This is a genomic window from Pseudomonas sp. 910_21, from assembly GCF_052850735.1.
This window is the reverse complement of sequence record NZ_VXCY01000001.1, coordinates 131829-150057: the sequence shown is the minus strand read 5'-3', so window position 1 is coordinate 150057 and position 18229 is coordinate 131829. Positions and strand designations below refer to the sequence as shown.

Here is an 18229-nt window from a genome sequence, read left to right as displayed (position 1 = left end):
TCTCATCTTGTTTACAACAGAGCTAAGAACATCCAGAAGGATAGCTAAGAAAAAAATCTCATAAGTTTTATGCCAAAAAAAACTTATGCATGTTTGTCAAAGCAAGACATTGTTCCAAGCGAAGGCCCAGATTTTTCAGGTGTTGAGGCATTTCCTGCAGTTTCTGGGGACGTTCAAATTTCAGGTAGTTCAGGGCGGGGAAGTGGTTACAAGGACGGAGGTGCGAAGCAGGTCTTGGCGGCATTTTTTTGGCGAATCCGCTTTTTGACCTGTTCCACACAACGTAGTTGGTGAGCGATCCGAGGCGCGGACGAGGCCGTTTTGTCCGGCGCGCTGCGGTATCAGCCGTCCGACTGGTAGCAAGGGAAGGCGGGACATCAAGACTGGCACGCTTCGCCATGGGGGCGACGCTGCCAGGCACAGGGTCTGTTCAACCACGGGTCAACGCCGTCTGCACTGCCGCTAGCAAGCGGATGCCGATTGTTCTCGGCATCGGAGGAGTGCACATGGCAACGTTAATCGGCATTGTGACCCAGGTGATCGGGCAGGTTTATGCGGTAGCGGCGGATGGCGCCCGCCGGGCCCTGGTGGAAGGGGACCGGCTGTTTGTCGGTGAGCAGTTGGTCACTGGAGCCGAAGGCGCGGTGGCGGTGCATCTGCAAAATGGCCAGGACCTGACCCAGGGCCGCGACAGCAGTCAGCAACTGACGGCGCAACTGCTCGACCATCAGGCCACCCATGTCGATACCCCCGAAGTGCCGGCGCCCACTGATGCGCAACTGAGCGATGTGGAACAACTGCAAAAGGCCATTACCGCCGGTGATGACCCGACCCAAAACGCCGAAGCCACGGCGGCGGGGCCCACCGGTACCGGTGGCGCTCCAGGTGCTCAGGGCGGCGGTCACAGCTTCGTCCTGCTGGAAGAGGTCGGGGGCCGGGTCGAGCCGGTGATCGGCTTTCCGACAGCCGGCTTCAACGGCATTCCCGAGTTTGTCCCTGAACGCCTCGATGGCCTGGTGCAGCTCAATGGCGCGACACCCAATAACCCGGTGAGCCTGAGCGGGCTCTCGGTGGAGGGCGGCGAGCTGACGGTCAATGAAGCCAACCTGGAGCAGGGCTCGGCAAGCAACCCGGCGGCCCTGACCCAGAGTGGCACCTTCAGTGTCTCGGCCCCGGATGGGCTGTTCAGCCTTAATGTCGGTGGCATCGCTGTGGTCAGCGGCGGCGTGGCGGCGGCCTTTCCGCAATCCATTGCCACCGGCCTGGGCAATACCCTGACCATCACCGGCTTCAACGCGGCCACCGGGGTGGTCAGCTACAGCTACACCCTCAATGGCAATGACCTGCATTCCGCGGGCGATGGCACCAACAGCCTGAGCGAGCACTTCAGTGTGGTCGCCAGCGATAGCAACGGTGACTCGGCCAGCAACTCCCTTGACGTCAATATCACCGACGATGTGCCGACAGCGGTCAATGACAGCAACGCGGGCACTGCCTCGGAAAGCCAACTGACCCTGAGCGGCAATGTACTGATCAATGATGTGCAGGGCGCCGATCGGGTGGCTTCCGGCCCCATAACCGCCGGCACCTTCACTGGCACCTACGGCACCCTGGTGCTGGCGGCCGATGGTAGTTACACCTACACCGTTCACCCCACTGATCCGGCCTTCCTGGCGCTCAAGGGCGGCGGCAACGGCACTGAAACCTTTGCCTACACCCTGACCGACGCCGATGGCGACGCCAGCACCGCCAACCTGGTGCTGCAGGTGCACAACAATGATGATCCGGTGCTGCTGCGAGGCCTGGAAGTCCAGGGGGGCGAGCTCAGCGTCTACGAGAAGAACCTGACCACCGGCAGCAGTCCGGATACCCCGGCCCTGACCCAGAGTGGCACCTTCACGGTGACCGCCCTGGACGGTCTGCAAACCCTGACCGTGGGCGGCATCACCCTGGTCAGCGGCGGCAGTGCCAGCGCCGTGCCGCAGTCGATCACCACCGGCCTGGGCAATACCCTGACGATTACCGGCTTCAACCTGGCCACCGGAGAGGTCAGTTACAGCTACACCCTCAATGGCAACGATGCCCATCCGAGCGCCAACGGCGCCAACAGCCTCAGCGAGCATTTCAATGTAGTGGCCACTGATGTGGATGGCAGCAGTGCCAGCGGCTCACTGGATGTGAACGTGGTGGACGACCTGCCCACGGCGGTCAGCGACAGCAACTCCAGCACGGCCTCGGAAAGCCTGTTGACCCTGAGTGGCAACGTCTTGACCAATGATGTGCAAGGCGCGGATCGGGTGGCTTCCGGCCCCATTACCGCAGGCACCTTCACTGGCACCTACGGCACCCTGGTGCTGGCGGCGGATGGTTCCTACACCTATACCCTGCACCCCACCGATCCGGCGTTCCTGGCGCTGGGCGGTGGCGGCAATGGCACTGAAACTTTCGCCTACACCCTGACCGACGCCGATGGCGACCCCAGCACGGCGAACCTGGTGCTGCAGGTGCATAACAACGACGATCCGGTGACCTTGAACGGCCTCGAAGTCAACGGCGGCGAGCTCACTGTCTATGAGAAGAACCTGACCACCGGCAGCAGTCCGGATACCCCGGCCTTGACTCAGAGCGGCAGTTTCACGGTGACCGCCCTTGATGGTCTGCAGAGCTTGAACGTGGGGGGCATCAGCGTGATCAGCGGCGGGGTGATTGCGGGGTTCCCGCAATCCATCGCCACTGGGCTGGGCAACACCTTGACCGTCACCGGTTATGACGCCGGCACCGGGGTGGTCAGCTACAGCTACACCCTCAACGGCAACGACGCCCATCCGACGGCCAATGGCGCCAATAGCCTCAGCGAGCATTTCAGTGTGCTGGCCACTGATGTGGACGGCAGCAACGCCAGCGGCTCCCTGGACGTCAACGTGGTGGACGATGTGCCGACAGCGGTCAATGACAGCAACGCGGGCACTGCCTCGGAAAGCCAACTGACCCTGAGCGGCAATGTGCTGGCCAATGATGTGCAGGGCGCCGATCGGGTGGCTTCCGGCCCCATCACTGCCGGCACCTTCACTGGCACCTACGGCACCCTGGTGCTGGCGGCGGACGGTAGTTACACCTACAGCGTGCACACCAGTGATCCGGCTTTCCTGGCGCTCAAGGGCGGGGGCAGCGGCAGCGAAACCTTCACCTACACCCTGACCGATGCTGATGGCGACCCCAGCACCGCGAACCTGGTGCTGCAGGTGCACAACAACGACGACCCGGTGACCTTGAATGGCCTGGACGTCAACGGTGGCGAGCTCACCGTCTATGAGAAGAACCTGACCACTGGCAGCAGCACAGATACTCCGGCCCTGACCCAGAGCGGCAGCTTCACCGTGACGGCTTTGGACGGTGTGCAGAGTTTGAGCGTCGGCGGTATCAGCGTGGTTGCCGGCGGTGTGGCGGCGGGCTTCCCGCAAAGCATCACCACCGCCCTGGGGAACACCCTGACGATTACCGGCTACAACGCCGGCACCGGGGTCGTCAGTTACAGCTACACCCTCAATGGCAACGATGCCCATCCAAGTGCCAATGGCGCCAACAGCCTCAGCGAGCACTTCAATGTAGTGGTCAGCGATGTGGATGGCAGCAGCGCCAGCGGCTCCCTGGATGTCAACGTGGTGGATGATTTGCCCTCGGCGGTCAACGACAGCAACTCCAGCACGGCCTCGGAAAGCCTGTTGACCCTGACCGGCAACGTCTTGACCAATGATGTGCAAGGCGCGGACCGGGTGGTTTCCGGCCCAGTCACTGCGGGTACGTTTACCGGCACCTACGGCACTCTGGTGCTCAACGCCAACGGTTCCTATACCTATACGCTGAACACCTCGGATACCGACTTCAAAGCCCTGCATGGCAATGGCAATGGCACAGAAACCTTCGCCTACACGCTCACCGATTCCGATGGCGACCCCAGCACAGCGAATCTGGTGCTGCAGGTCCACAACAATGACGACCCGGTGACCTTGAACGGCTTGGACGTCAACGGTGGCGAACTTACCGTCTACGAGAAAAACCTGACCACCGGCAGCGGCCCGGATACTCCGGCGTTGACCCAGAGCGGCACGTTTACCGTGACCGCGCTGGACGGTTTGCAAACCCTGACTGTGGGCGGCATCAATGTGGTCAGTGGTGGTGTGGCCGCGGGCTTCCCGCAATCGGCAACGACGGCGCTGGGCAATACCCTGACTATCACTGGCTACAACGCCGGCACCGGGGTCATCAGCTACAGCTACACCCTCAACGGCAATGACGCCCATCCGACTGCCAACGGCGCCAACAGCCTCAGCGAACACTTCAACGTAGTGGCCACCGATACCGATGGCAGTAGCGCCACCGGCTCATTGGATGTGAATGTGGTGGATGACCTGCCCACCGCAGTCAATGACAGCAATCCGGGCACGGCTTCGGAGAGCCAACTGACCCTGACTGGCAACGTCTTGACCAATGATGTGCAAGGCGCGGACCGGGTGGTTTCCGGCCCTGTCACCGCGGGTACGTTCACTGGCACCTACGGCACCTTGGTGCTCAACGCCAACGGTTCCTATACCTATACGCTGAACACCTCGGATGCCGACTTCAAAGCCCTGCATGGCAATGGCAACGGCACAGAAACCTTTGCCTATACCCTGACCGATTCCGATGGTGACCCGAGCACGGCCAATCTGGTGCTGCAGGTGCATAACAACGACGATCCGGTGACCTTGAACGGCTTGGACGTCAACGGTGGCGAACTCACCGTCTATGAGAAAAACCTGACCACCGGCAGCAGCCCGGATACCCCGGCCCTGACCCAGAGCGGCACGTTTACCGTGACGGCTGTGGATGGCGTGCAAACCCTGACCGTGGGCGGCATCAATGTGGTCACTGGCGGTGTGGCCGCGGGCTTCCCGCAATCGGCGACGACGGCGCTGGGCAATACCCTGACCATCACCGGCTACAACGCCGGCACCGGGGTCGTCAGCTACAGCTACACCCTCAACGGTAACGATGCCCATCCGAGCGCCAACGGCGCCAACAGCCTCAGCGAACACTTCAATGTGGTGGCCACTGATACCGATGGCAGTAGCGCCACCGGGACTCTGGATGTGAATGTGGTGGATGACCTACCCACCGCAGTCAACGACAGTAACCCCGGCACGGCCTCGGAGAGCCAGCTGACCCTGACCGGCAACGTGCTGACCAACGATACTCAAGGGGCTGACCGAGTGCCCAGCGGGCCAGTGACTGCCGGAACCTTTACCGGCACCTACGGCACCCTGGTGCTCAATGCCAACGGTTCCTACACCTATACGCTGAACACCTCGGATGCCGACTTCAAAGCCTTGCACGGCAATGGCAATGGCACAGAAACCTTTGCCTACACGCTCACCGATTCCGATGGCGACCCCAGCACAGCGAATCTGGTGCTGCAGATCCACAACAATGATGACCCGGTGACCTTGAACGGCTTGGACGTCAACGGTGGCGAACTTACCGTCTACGAGAAGAACCTGACCACCGGCAGCAGCCCGGATACTCCGGCGTTGACCCAAAGCGGCACGTTTACCGTGACCGCGCTGGACGGTTTGCAAACCCTGACTGTGGGCGGCATCAATGTGGTCAGCGGCGGCGTCGCGGCGGGCTTCCCGCAAAGCGTCACCACCGCCCTGGGCAACACCTTGACCATCACCGGCTACAACGCCGGCACCGGGGTCATCAGCTACAGCTACACCCTCAACGGCAATGACGCCCATCCGAGCGCCAACGGCGCCAACAGCCTCAGCGAACACTTCAATGTGGTGGCTACCGATACCGATGGCAGCAGTGCCACCGGGACTCTGGATGTGAATGTGGTGGATGACCTGCCCACGGCGGTCAACGACAGCAATCCGGGTACGGCCTCTGAGAGCCAACTCACCCTGACGGGCAACGTGCTGACCAACGATACTCAAGGGGCTGACCGAGTACCCAGCGGGCCAGTGACTGCGGGTACGTTTACCGGCACCTACGGCACCCTGGTGCTCAACGCCAACGGTTCCTACACCTACACGCTGAACACCTCGGATGCCGACTTCAAAGCCTTGCACGGCAATGGCAACGGCACAGAAACCTTTGCCTACACGCTCACCGACTCCGATGGCGACCCCAGCACGGCCAATCTGGTGCTGCAGATCCATAACAATGACGACCCGGTGACCTTGAACGGCTTGGACGTCAACGGTGGCGAACTCACCGTCTACGAGAAAAACCTGACCACCGGCAGCAGCCCGAATACCCCGGCCCTGACCCAGAGCGGCACGTTTACCGTGACGGCTGTGGATGGCGTGCAAAGCTTGACCGTGGGCGGCATCAATGTGGTCAGCGGTGGTGTGGCCGCGGGCTTCCCGCAATCGGCAACGACGGCGCTGGGCAACACTCTGACCATCACCGGTTACAACGCCGGCACCGGAGTCATCAGCTACAGCTACACCCTCAACGGCAATGACGCCCACCCGACCGCCAACGGCGCCAACAGCCTCAGCGAGCACTTCAATGTGGTGGCTACCGATACCGATGGCAGCAGCGCCACGGGGTCATTGGATGTGAACGTGGTGGATGACCTGCCCACCGCAGTCAACGACAGTAACCCCGGCACGGCCTCGGAGAGCCAACTGACCCTGACTGGCAACGTCTTGACCAACGATGTACAAGGCGCGGATCGGGTGGTTTCCGGCCCAGTCACCGCGGGTACGTTCACTGGCACCTACGGTACCCTGGTGCTCAATGCCAACGGTTCCTACACCTACACGCTGAACACCTCGGATGCCGACTTCAAAGCCTTGCACGGCAATGGCAACGGCACAGAAACCTTTGCCTATACCCTGACCGATTCCGATGGTGACCCGAGCACGGCCAATCTGGTGTTGCAGATCCATAACAATGACGACCCGGTGGTCCTGAACGGCCTTAACGTCAACGGTGGCGAGTTGACGGTCTATGAGAAGAACCTCAGCGATGGCAGCAGCCCCAATACCCCGGCCCTGACTCAGAGTGGCACCTTCACGGTGACCGCCCTGGACGGCCTGCAAACCTTGACCGTGGGCGGCATCAATGTGGTCAGTGGCGGTGTGGCCGCGGGCTTCCCGCAATCGGCAACGACGGCGCTGGGCAATACCCTGACCATCACCGGTTACAACGCCGTTACCGGCGTGGTCAGTTACAGCTACACCCTGCTGGACAACGAGGCCCATCCAACGGCGCTGGGCGCCAACAGCATTGCCGAACACTTCAATGTGGTGGCCACCGACGGCGACGGCAGTACGGCGTCCGGGGTGATCGACGTCAACATCGTCGACGACCTGCCCGGCGCGGTGGCGGACACTGCCAGCGGGATGGAAGGCGCCACCATCAATGTCAGTGTGCTGGGCAATGATGTGCTGGGCGCCGATGGCGCAGCTGTGGGGGGCGCGGTGGTCGGCGTACGTGCCGGCAGCAATACCGCCACTTCGGCCATCGGTGGGCTGGGCAGCAGCATCGCCGGTACCTACGGCACCCTGACCCTGGATGCCGCCGGCAACGCGGTGTACCACAGCAATCCGAACTCGGTGAGCCCGCCCGGAGCCAGTGATGTTTTCACCTACACCATCCGCGACAGCGATGGTGATGAGAGCACCACCACCCTGACCATCAATGTCACCGACAGCGGCCTCAAGGCGGTGACCGATCAGGACGTCACTGTCTATGAGAAAGCCCTGGACCTGAATAAGGATGGCCAGGACCTGGCCGCCGGCACCGTGACCGGCAGCGATCCGGGTTCCACCGCGGAAACCGCCAACGGCACCCTGGTGGGATCGGTCACCGGCGGCTCCGGAGGCATCACCTTCAGCCTGGTGGGCAGTGCAACGGGCAGTTACGGGCAGATTCTGCTCAACCCCAATGGCACCTATACCTACACCCTGACGTCGGCGCCGAAAACCACCCCCAACGCCAACGATGGCGCCAATACCCTGAGCGAGAGCTTCACCTACAAGGCCACCGATGCCCTGGGCAACAGCACCACCGGCAGCATCCTGGTGAGCATTGTCGATGATGTGCCCAAGGCGGTGGCCAGCGAGCGCTCGGTGACAGCGGTAGAGGTAGATTCCAACCTGCTGCTGGTGATCGATGTGTCCGGCAGCATGGCTGATCCTTCCGGTGTCTCCGGGCTGACGCGGCTGGACCTGGCCAAGCAGGCCATCAGCGCCTTGCTCGACAAGTACGACAACATGGGGGATGTCAAAGTCCAGCTCGTCACCTTCAGCAGCACCGCTACCGACCGGACTCCGGTATGGGTAGACGTGGCCACGGCCAAGGCGATTGTCGCCACATTAGTGGCAGGCGGCGGGACCAACTACGACGCGGCGGTGGCGGCGGCGAAGCTGGCCTTTGTCACCAGTGGCCAGCTCAGTGGCGCGCAGAATGTCGGTTACTTCTTCTCCGATGGCGCACCGACCTCGGGCCAGGAAATCGGCACCGCGGACGAGACGGCCTGGAAAGCCTTCCTCGATGCCAATGGCATCAAGAACTATGCGATCGGCCTGGGCACTGGAGTCAGCAATGCCAACCTCGATCCGCTGGCCTATGACGGCAGTACCCACGTCAACACCAATGCGGTGGTGGTCACCGACCTGAACCAGCTCAATTCGGTGCTGGCCGGCACGGTGCAGGGCTATCCGGTCACCGGCAGCCTGTTGGGGGATGGCGGCAGCTTTGGCGCCGACGGTGGGTTCATCAAGTCGATCGTGGTGGATGGCGGTACCTACACCTACGACCCCAAAGGCAACAGCAACCAGGGTTCGCTGACCTTCAGCGGCACTACCAACAACGGCACCTTCAATACCGTCAACAACAGCGTGAGCATTGCCACCAGCAATGGCGGCACCCTGGTGGTGAACCTCGATACCGGGGACTTCAGCTACAGCTCGCAGAAGGTCACAGGCTCGGTGATCACCGAGACCTTCGGCTATTCGGTGAGCGACAACGACGGTGATCTGGCGAGCTCGACTCTGGTGGTCAAGGTCAATCCCAATGCGCCTCCGGTCGCCGGGGATGACCACGTCATCACCAACGTGCTGTCCAGCAGTGTGGCGATTCCCGGGGATGTGCTGCTGGCCAACGACAGCGACGCCAATGGCGATCCTCTGAACGCGGCGCCCACCACCTTCAACACCGGCTGGGCTGCCAGGGGTGCGGAGTTCACGGCGGCCAGCCAGCAGACCATCGGTTTTGCCGGGAATGGCAACAATGGCGCCAACCAGGCCATCACCATCGATCGCGCCTCGTTCAATGCCAACGCCGCGACCATGACCGCGGTGGTGCTGGTCAGCGGTTACCTGGGAGCCGTCACCAACACCAATGCCAACGATGAGGATGTGATCACCGTCAATCTCAAGCAGGGGGAAACCCTGAATCTGGATCACAACCTGGTAGCCGGCCACGTCACCATGGAGTACGCCTTCAACGGCGGTGCCTATACGGCGATCGCCGATGGCGGCACTTTCACGGCGGCGGCGGACGGGCCTTACCAGATCCATATCGTCAACATCACCAACACCAGCGGCAGCAACACCACGGCCGCGGAAGGCTACCAGCTGACCATGACCGTGAATTACTCCGGGGCGCAGAATGTCACCCCGGATTACCACGGTACCTACACCGCCAGTGACAGCCATGGTGGCAGCGATGTGGCGGCGGTGAGCATCTCCTACCAGGATGGACACACCCTGACCGGTACTTCCGGTGACGATGTGCTGGTGGCGGGCAGTGGCGACAACATCCTCAATGGCGGCGATGGCAACGATGTGCTGACAGCGGGCGCGGGCAACAACTCCCTGTATGGCGGCAACGGCAATGATCTGCTGTTCAGCGGGCCGGGCAATGACCTGCTGGATGGCGGCGCGGGTATCGATACCGCCAGTTACGCCCATGCCACGGCGGCGGTGACGGTCAGCCTCGGCCTGGTAGGGGCGCAGAACACCCTGGGCGCGGGCACCGACACCCTGACCGGCATCGAGAACCTGGTGGGTTCCAACTACAACGACACCTTGACCGGTGATGGCAACGCCAACGTCATTACCGGCGGCCTTGGGAACGATGTGCTCAATGGCGGTGGTGGCGATGACCTGCTGATCGGCGGAATGGGCAACAACACCCTGACCGGAGGCAGTGGCAGCGATACCTTCCAGTGGCTGCAGGGCAACAATGGGCACGATGTGGTGACCGACTTTACGCCGGGCACCGACAAGCTGGACCTGTCCCAGCTGTTGCAGGGGGAGAATGCGACTTCCGCTTCCCTGGATGACTACCTGCACTTCAAGGTCACCGGCAGTGGCGCAACCCTGGTCACCAGCATTGATGTCAGCGCGGTGGCGGGGGCGACGCCGACCCAGACCATTGACCTGGCGGGAGTCGACCTGGCCAGCCATTACGGAGTCACGCCGGGGGCGGGCGGGGTGATTGCCGGAGGGGCGGACACGGCCACCATCATCAACGGCATGCTCAACGATCACTCGCTGAAGGTGGATACCGTCTGATGGTCGTCACGGTCCTTGAGGCCGCTGCCCAGGCAGCGGCTGCAGGGGTAGCTCAGGGGCGCTGCAAGGTTTTCTGGCGCAGGATGTAAATGCTGACCAGCACGGCGCTGGTCAGCATGAAGCCTCGGGCCCAGGGCAGTGGCACCAGGTAGCACGAGAGCCCAATGCTCAGCCACATCAGGCCGATCGCATACACCTTGCCCTTGAGCGGAATGCCATTGCCATCCAGGTAGTCGCGGATCCACGGGCCCAGGCGCGGGTGTTGTACCAGCCATTGGTAGAAGCGCGGAGAGCTACGGGCGAAACAGGCGGCCGCCAGCAGCAGGAAAGGGGTGGTGGGCAATACCGGAAGGAAGATGCCGAGTACCCCCAGCGCTACGCTCAGCCAGCCGATGGCCAGCAGAACGTAACGCAATACCAGGGGGCGTTGGCCTATGGGCTTGGCCATAGGCGCCGACTCAGTGGTGGCGAGGCTTGAGCAGCGCCGGCTTTTCGTCGGGGGCGTTGCACAGCAGGTACAACGCGGTCAGGGCTTCGGGGATCTGCACGATCATGTCGTCCATCAGGTTGGCATCGCTGGCGATGTCGGAGAACTCCGGCTGCTCGTCGAACAGGCCGGAACCCACCATGATCGGCAGCAGCATCTCGCTGACTTCTTCCTCTGCGGTTTCGAACCAGGCCGCTTCCCGCAGGAACACGCCTTCCATGAAGCCGATGCACCAGCCGCGCAGGTCGGAGTCGTCCGGGTCGTCGCCCAGGTCGAGTTCGCAAGGCAGTTCGAACTCTTCGTCGGAGGCCAGTTGGCGCGCGATGTGCGCCTTGAGGGCCAGCAGGGTGGATTCGATGGCTTCGCGCTCGGCGTCGTCGCGGTAATGCGGCTCTTCGGCGAACAGGGCGTCGATCCATTCACGATCAGGAACGCTTTCCGAGCAGATTGACAGCGCGGTCAGGTAGCCGTGAGCGGCCACGTAGTCCAGCGCCTCGTCGTGCAGATCATCTGCGTCGAGGAAGACTTGCAGGCGGGTTAGTTGCTCAGCGAAGGACATTGACGGGCTACCTTGGGGAATAAACGATGCTGAATTCTAGGCTTTCTTGAGCGCTCAAGCCAGCCACGGGGCAGATTTGAGCGGTTCTAAAGGTTACCAGCGGTCCATTGTCGGCGCCCTCTGCCGGGAAGGGCTCGGGTATACTCGCGCGTTTTGTGATGCCCTGCAGGCCCGGCAGCAAGTGCGGACAAGTCCGCTAACGCATTTGTCGGTGAACCGCGCCGGCTTTTCGGCCAGTCTGCACCCAGGGAAATCGGCGATTTTTGGAGTTTTTCATGCTCGAACAGGCTCAACGCGTCCTCAAGGACATCTTCGGCTACGACAGTTTCCGTGGTCGCCAAGGTGCGATCATTGAGCGCGTGGCCAGCGGCGGCGATGCCTTGGTACTGATGCCCACCGGCGGTGGCAAGTCGCTGTGTTTCCAGGTTCCGGCCCTGCTTCGCGAAGGCCTGGCGGTGGTGGTCTCGCCGTTGATCGCGCTGATGGATGATCAGGTGGCCACCCTTGAGGAACTCGGTGTTGCGGCTGCAGCCTTGAACTCGACCCTGAGCGCCGAGCAGCAGCGTGACCTGGCGGCGCGCATTCGTCGCGGCGAGGTGAAAATGCTCTACCTGGCCCCGGAGCGCCTGGTCCAGCCGCGTATGCTGGCGTTCCTGCAGAACCTTGATATTGCTCTGTTCGCCATCGACGAAGCTCACTGCGTGTCCCAGTGGGGGCATGACTTCCGTCCCGAATACCTGCAGCTGGGTCAGTTGGCGGAAATGTTCCCGAACGTGCCGCGCATTGCCCTGACTGCCACCGCCGACAAGCGTACCCGGGAAGAGATCGTCAATCGCCTGCACTTGCAGGACGCCGAGCGTTTTCTTTCCAGCTTCGACCGACCCAACATCTTCTATCGCATCGTGCCCAAGGAACAGCCGCGCAAGCAGTTGCAGGCCTTCCTCAACGAGCGGCGCAGCGATGCCGGGATCGTCTATTGCCTGTCGCGCAAGAAGGTCGACGAAGTGGCGGCCTTCCTCTGTGAGCAGGGCTTCACCGCGCTGCCGTATCACGCCGGCCTGCCCAACGAATTGCGCGCCTATCACCAGAAACGCTTCCTCAATGAGGAAGGCCTGATCATGGTGGCGACCATCGCCTTCGGCATGGGCATCGACAAACCCAACGTGCGGTTTGTGGCCCACATGGACCTGCCCAAGTCTCTGGAGGCGTACTACCAGGAAACCGGTCGTGCCGGCCGTGATGGCCTGCCGGCGGACGCCTGGATGGCCTATGGACTGCAAGACGTGCTGATGCTCAAGCAGATGCTGCAGAACTCCGAAGGCGACGAACGCCACAAGCGTCTTGAACAGCACAAACTCGATGCGATGCTGGCCCTGTGCGAGGAAACCCGTTGCCGGCGCCAAACGTTGCTGGCCTATTTCGATGAGGACATGCCCCAGCCTTGCGGTCATTGCGACAACTGCGTCGATGGCGTGCAAACCTGGGACGCCACTGAGCCGGCGCGCCAGGCACTGTCGGCCATCTATCGCACCGGTCAGCGTTATGGCGTCGGTCATCTGGTGGACGTGTTGCTGGGCAAGGATACGGAAAAGGTCCGCAGCTTCGGTCATCAGCACTTGTCGGTATTCGGGGTCGGCAAGGCCCGCAGCGAAGGCGAGTGGCGCTCTCTGTTCCGCCAACTGGTGGCTCGCGGGCTGGCGGACATCGACCTGGAAGGTTACGGCGGTCTGCGCCTGAGCGACACGTGCCGGCCCTTGCTCAAGGGTGAGGTAACCCTGGAGCTGCGACGCGATCTCAAGCCGCAAAGCACTCCGAAGAGCAGCACCAGCCAGGCCAGCCAACTGGTACGCGGTGAGGAGCGCGAGCAATGGGAGGCGCTGCGAGCCCTGCGGCGCAAGCTGGCGGAAGAGCATGGGGTGCCGCCCTACGTCATTTTCCCCGACTCGACCTTGCTGGAGATGCTCCGCAGCCAACCCGGCTCCATGGCGGAAATGGCCGAGGTCAGCGGTGTCGGCGCGCGCAAGCTGGAGCGTTATGGCGCGGCGTTCCTCGAAGTGCTGGGGGGCGGTGTCGAGGCGCCGAAAGTGGTCGCCGATATCCGCCACGAGCTGATTACCCTGGCCCGTGCCGGGATGACCCCGGTGCAGATCGCCGGGCAACTGCAGTGCACGGAAAAGAACGTCTATACCTTGCTGGCCGAGGCCATTGGCAAGCAGCAACTGTCCCTGGACCAGGCGCTGGATCTTCCGGAGGACCTGCTGGGGGAAATCCAGGACGCGTTCCTCGACGGCGAGGGCGAACTGCCGCCCGTGGCCGAGATCAGCGAAGTGTTCGCCGGACGAGTGCCCGAAGGCGTTTTGTATTGCGTGCGTGCCGCGCTGCAGTCGGAGTTTGAAATGTGAAGGGGTGCGTCAATGTTGTAACGATTCAGTCCCTTACAGGCCTTGCCTCCGGGCAAGGGTCATGCTTAGCTGACTAATAATTAGTTTTTCTTCATTTTCAGTCTGATCATGAGTGTTTTATGCCGTTAACCGATGAACACCGTTTTGGTATGCAGCTGGCGCATATGTCTCGCGGCTGGCGTGCCGAACTGGACCGCCGCCTGGCCGGGCTTGGCCTGTCCCAGGCCCGTTGGCTGGTGCTGCTGCACCTGGCCCGTTTCGAAGACGCGCCAACCCAGCGGGAGCTGGCGCAAAGCGTTGGCGTAGAAGGGCCAACCCTGGCTCGGCTGCTGGATAGTCTGGAAACCCAGGGCCTGGTTCAGCGCCAATCGGTGGTGGAAGATCGCCGGGCGAAGAAGATCGTCCTCTGTCCTTCCGCGCGGCCCTTGATCGAGCAGATCGAGACCATCGCCACTGCCTTGCGTCATGAGTTGTTCATAGGCGTCGACGACGAAGACCTGCGGGTCTGCATGCGCGTTCATGGGCGCATCCTGGCTAATCTGGAAAAGTCCTGATGCCTTCAGCCGGGGTTGCCTGACCCCGGTTCGTTCTGTCTTCGCGTCCCCCTGAATTCTGCTGATTGCGCCGTCCGGTGCGGCATTTTTGCGCCTGTCAGAAGGTCTGGCCAAGGTTCAGCGACAAGGCCTTCTGGTTGTCGTCGTTAAAGCCGTAGCTGAAGTTCAATGGCCCCAGCGGCGTGTCGAAGCCCAGGAAGATGCTCGCGGCATTGATATAACCGCTGTCGAAGGCGTTGTCGTTGTTCCACACCCGACCGCGCTCCAGTGAGCCGCCCAGGTAAAGCGGGAAATCCAGTGGCAGGTAGGAGCGCGGTGTGAGTCGGCGAAAGTACACGGCGCGGGCCAGGGTGATGTTCTGCCCGGACAAGGCGTCCTGACGGAAACCGGACAACTGCCGTGCACCCCCCAGGAGGAAACTGGAGGTCACGACATCGGCGTTGTCCAGGGTCCGGCCATAGCGCCCCCCCAGGACGAAGGTATTGGGGCCGCTGCTCAAGGCCTTGTCGAGCTTGAACTCCCACTGTCGGTAGCGATTGTCCGAACCCAGGCTCGGTTCGAACTGGCGCAGGGTCAGGCCGATGTCTTCACCGGAGTGGGGGAAGTAGACGTTGTCCAGGGAGTCGAAGGAGTACTGCAACTGGTAGTAACCCTCATTGAAGTTCTCGCTGGGCAGGTTGTGGTCGCCGATCCGTACATCGGCCTTGCCCCAGGCCTCTCCTACACCGAAACGTACTTCGCCGCTGTTGCCGATCTGCCGCCCCAGATTGAGGCCCAGGCCGTAGCGTTCCAGGCGGTATTCGGCGATCGGGTCGTTATCCAGCACCGCCTCGACATTCTGCGCTTCGGCCGCGATAAACGGCGCAATGAAGTAGCGTGAACCGGCATCCAAGGGTTGATAGAACTCGCTGTAGATTTCCTGCTGGTCGCCGATCTGCACCCGGGTCAGCCATTCCGCGCCGAGGCTGTTGATACCGTTCATGCGATAGCTGGCGCCGATGTTGAAGGCGCTGTCGCCGCGCATGTCATCGGAGAGGTTCAGGCCCAGGCGCAAGTAGTCAGTGCCGCTGCGCTTGCCCCGAGCGCTGATCACCAGGGTGTTGTCCTGGCCTTTGTGCACCACGCGGTATTGCACCTGTTCGAAGAAGTCCAGGCCGTACAGGGTGCCCATGTCGGTTTCCAGGCGGCCCAGGTCCAGCGGTTCACCGATGTGCTGGCGGATGTAGTAGCGGATCACGTCATCGCTGACCTTGGAGTCGTTCTCCACCTTGATCGCGCTGATGATCGGCGTGCGCTGGCTGGGCTGGCGCGCGGCGGTCAGCTCTGCATCCAGCGGATGGGCCGGGCGCAGGCGTGCCAGGCGGGCATCGAGGATGCGGGTGGCGCGATAACCGGCGTCGATCACCTCCTGGGCACGGCCGAAGTCGGTGACGCCGAAGCTCGACAGCGCTGGCTGGATCAGTACGTCGTCCTTGTGCAGCGCCGCCAGTTGCACCTCGGAGTTGCGCCGGGTCATCAGGGTGATGGACTGGTTGAGCACATCCACCACGGTGTTGAGTTGCTTGCGTGAGCGCAGCGGCGTGCCGATGTCCACCACGATGGCGATGTCGACCCCCATGTCCCGGGCCACATCCAGAGGAATGTTGTCGGTCATGCCGCCGTCCACCAGCAGCCGGCCATCGAGTTCCACCGGCGCGAAGACCGCCGGGATCGACATACTGGCGCGGATCACCTGGGGCAGATGGCCCTTGCGGAACACCACTTTCTCGCCACTGGCGATGTCGGTGGCCACGGCCCGGAAGGGGATCGGCAGCTTGTCGAAATCCCGGGTATCGCTGGCGTGCGCCAGCTTGCTTTCCAGGAGCAACGCCAGGTTCTGGCCCTGGATCACCCCCAAGGGCAGGCCCAGGCTGCCGTCGTCACGGAAGCTGAGTTTCTGTTTGACCAGGAAATCCCGATCGTCCTGCTTGCGCCGGAAGGGCACGTCTTCCCGGGGCGGGGCGTCGGACAGCGCCTGCCTCCAGTCGATGTTCAGGGCCAGTTTTTCCAGCTCGTCGATCTTGTAGCCCGAGGCATAGAGTCCGCCGATCACTGCGCCCATGCTGGTACCGGCAATGGCGTCAATGCGGATGCCTTGCTCCTCCAGGGCCTTGAGTACGCCGACATGCGCCAGGCCGCGGGCGGCGCCTCCCGACAACACCAGACCGATTTTCGGTCGCGGCGCTTCACTGGATTGAGCGAGCAGGGGCAGCAGGCAGAGGAACAGGCAGGACAGCAGGCGGCGCATCGTGGTTCTCGGGGACGGGCGATAAAGCCGGCTATTATAGCGACGCCCTTGAACTCAGGAGTCGGCCGTACCATGACTGAACGTAAACCCGAAGTGATCATCACCTATTGCACCCAATGCCAGTGGCTGTTGCGAGCTGCCTGGCTGGCCCAGGAGTTGTTGAGCACGTTCAGCGATGACCTGGGCAAAGTGTCCCTGGAGCCTGCTACCGGTGGCACGTTCCGCATCACCTGTGATGGCGTGCAGATCTGGGAGCGCAAGGCCGATGGCGGTTTTCCCGAGGCCAAGGTACTGAAGCAACGGGTCCGTGATCAGATCGATCCGGAGCGCGACCTGGGGCACAACGATCGTCGTCAGTGAGAGCCGGCCGGCGCCTGCGCGGTCTTGTTGCCTGAGCCGGCGGACAGTCGGCTCGACACCACGATCGCCACAATGATCAAGGCCCCGCCCATCAGCATGCGCAGCGTCGGATTCTCGCCGAACAGCAGCCAGGCCACGGTAATCCCATAGACAGGCTCCAGGGCGAAGACCACCGCCGCGGTGCGTGCCTTGATCACTGCCAGGCTGGCGACAAACAGGCTGTGGGCCAGACCGGTGCAGAAGATCCCCAGCAGACTGATCCACAGCCAGTCCATGGCCCGGACCTGGCCAAGCTCCGGTGCCGCCACCGGTAACAGGCACAGGGCTACCACCACGTTCTGGCAGAGGGCTGCCTGCACCGCTGGAATACGTCCGGAGCTGGCGCGGTTGTTCAGTGACAGCAGGGCGAACAGCAGGCCCGACCCCACGGCCCAGAGCAAGCCGGTGGTGGCCTGGCTGGCCAGATCGAAGTCCGGGGTCACCAGCACCAGGCCGATGCTCACCAGGATCACCAGCAGAATCTCGTTGAAGCGGATTCTCTCGCGGAAGATCAGGCCCTCGAGAATCACCGTGAAGGCCGGGAAGCTGGCGAAGCCCAGGGTGGCAATGGCCACCCCGGCAACTTTTACCGCGACGAAGAAGCTCACCCAGTGGCCGGCCAGCAGCAGGCCGCTGAGCAGCAGGCGCCGCCAATCGGTAGCGACGAGTTTCTGCCAGGGGGTGTTGCTGGCCAGACGGGCGAAGACGCCCAGGGCGAGTACGGCAAAGGCGGCGCGACCGAACACGATAACGGCAGGCGAAGCGGCGGCCAGCTTACCGAACACGCCGGTGAGGCCGAACATCAGGGCGCCGATATGCAGGGCGCCAAGGGCGGTACGCGGAGTCATCTCTATCCTTAGCCACAAGACGGGCAGTAATGGCCTTAGGCTTTGTACGAAAAGCCTTGATACTCGGTGATGCTGCGTTGAAAACGGTCTCGTGCGCGAGTCCGATCGGAATGCTCATT

8 protein-coding genes are annotated in these 18229 nt (G+C 62.4%); 4 read left to right on the top strand and 4 right to left on the bottom strand.

Features of this window, described 5'->3' with window-relative positions; genetic code table 11:
- Positions 1 to 506: 506 nt before the first annotated feature.
- A complete protein-coding gene (locus tag FW796_RS00690) occupies positions 507 to 10574 on the top strand; it encodes a retention module-containing protein (RefSeq protein WP_446438890.1) in 10068 nt (3355 codons plus the stop codon).
- A gap of 52 nt (positions 10575 to 10626) precedes the next feature.
- On the opposite strand, the gene FW796_RS00685 is transcribed toward FW796_RS00690, so the two are convergent.
- Positions 10627 to 11022, bottom strand: a complete 396-nt coding sequence (locus FW796_RS00685) for a YbaN family protein (protein WP_123723905.1) — start codon at positions 11020 to 11022, stop codon at positions 10627 to 10629.
- Positions 11023 to 11032: 10 nt separating this feature from the next.
- On the bottom strand, positions 11033 to 11620 hold the full coding sequence (locus tag FW796_RS00680) for a UPF0149 family protein (protein ID WP_041116614.1): 588 nt from the start codon (positions 11618 to 11620) through the stop codon (positions 11033 to 11035).
- 275 nt (positions 11621 to 11895) lie between these two features.
- Here FW796_RS00680 and recQ point away from each other — a divergent pair, with 275 nt between their 5' ends.
- Both recQ and FW796_RS00670 read left to right on the top strand, forming a co-directional pair.
- Entirely contained in the window at positions 11896 to 14022 is a 2127-nt protein-coding gene (recQ, locus tag FW796_RS00675; protein ID WP_346632038.1) for a DNA helicase RecQ, read from the top strand.
- Positions 14023 to 14141: 119 nt separating this feature from the next.
- Complete coding sequence (locus tag FW796_RS00670; RefSeq protein WP_102864082.1) at positions 14142 to 14576, top strand: MarR family transcriptional regulator; 435 nt, start codon at positions 14142 to 14144, stop codon at positions 14574 to 14576.
- Between the two features lie 97 nt (positions 14577 to 14673).
- On the opposite strand, the gene FW796_RS00665 is transcribed toward FW796_RS00670, so the two are convergent.
- Complete coding sequence (locus FW796_RS00665) at positions 14674 to 16863, bottom strand: patatin-like phospholipase family protein (RefSeq protein WP_346632037.1); 2190 nt, start codon at positions 16861 to 16863, stop codon at positions 14674 to 14676.
- A gap of 72 nt (positions 16864 to 16935) precedes the next feature.
- Between FW796_RS00665 and FW796_RS00660 the strand changes: the two genes are divergently transcribed.
- Positions 16936 to 17223, top strand: coding sequence for a SelT/SelW/SelH family protein (locus tag FW796_RS00660; protein WP_346632036.1), 288 nt, complete (start codon positions 16936 to 16938; stop codon positions 17221 to 17223).
- Here the strand turns inward: FW796_RS00660 and FW796_RS00655 are convergent.
- Positions 17217 to 18110, bottom strand: a complete 894-nt coding sequence (locus FW796_RS00655) for a DMT family transporter (RefSeq protein ID WP_346632035.1) — start codon at positions 18108 to 18110, stop codon at positions 17217 to 17219. The genes FW796_RS00660 and FW796_RS00655 overlap by 7 nt on opposite strands.
- Positions 18111 to 18229: the final 119 nt, after the last annotated feature.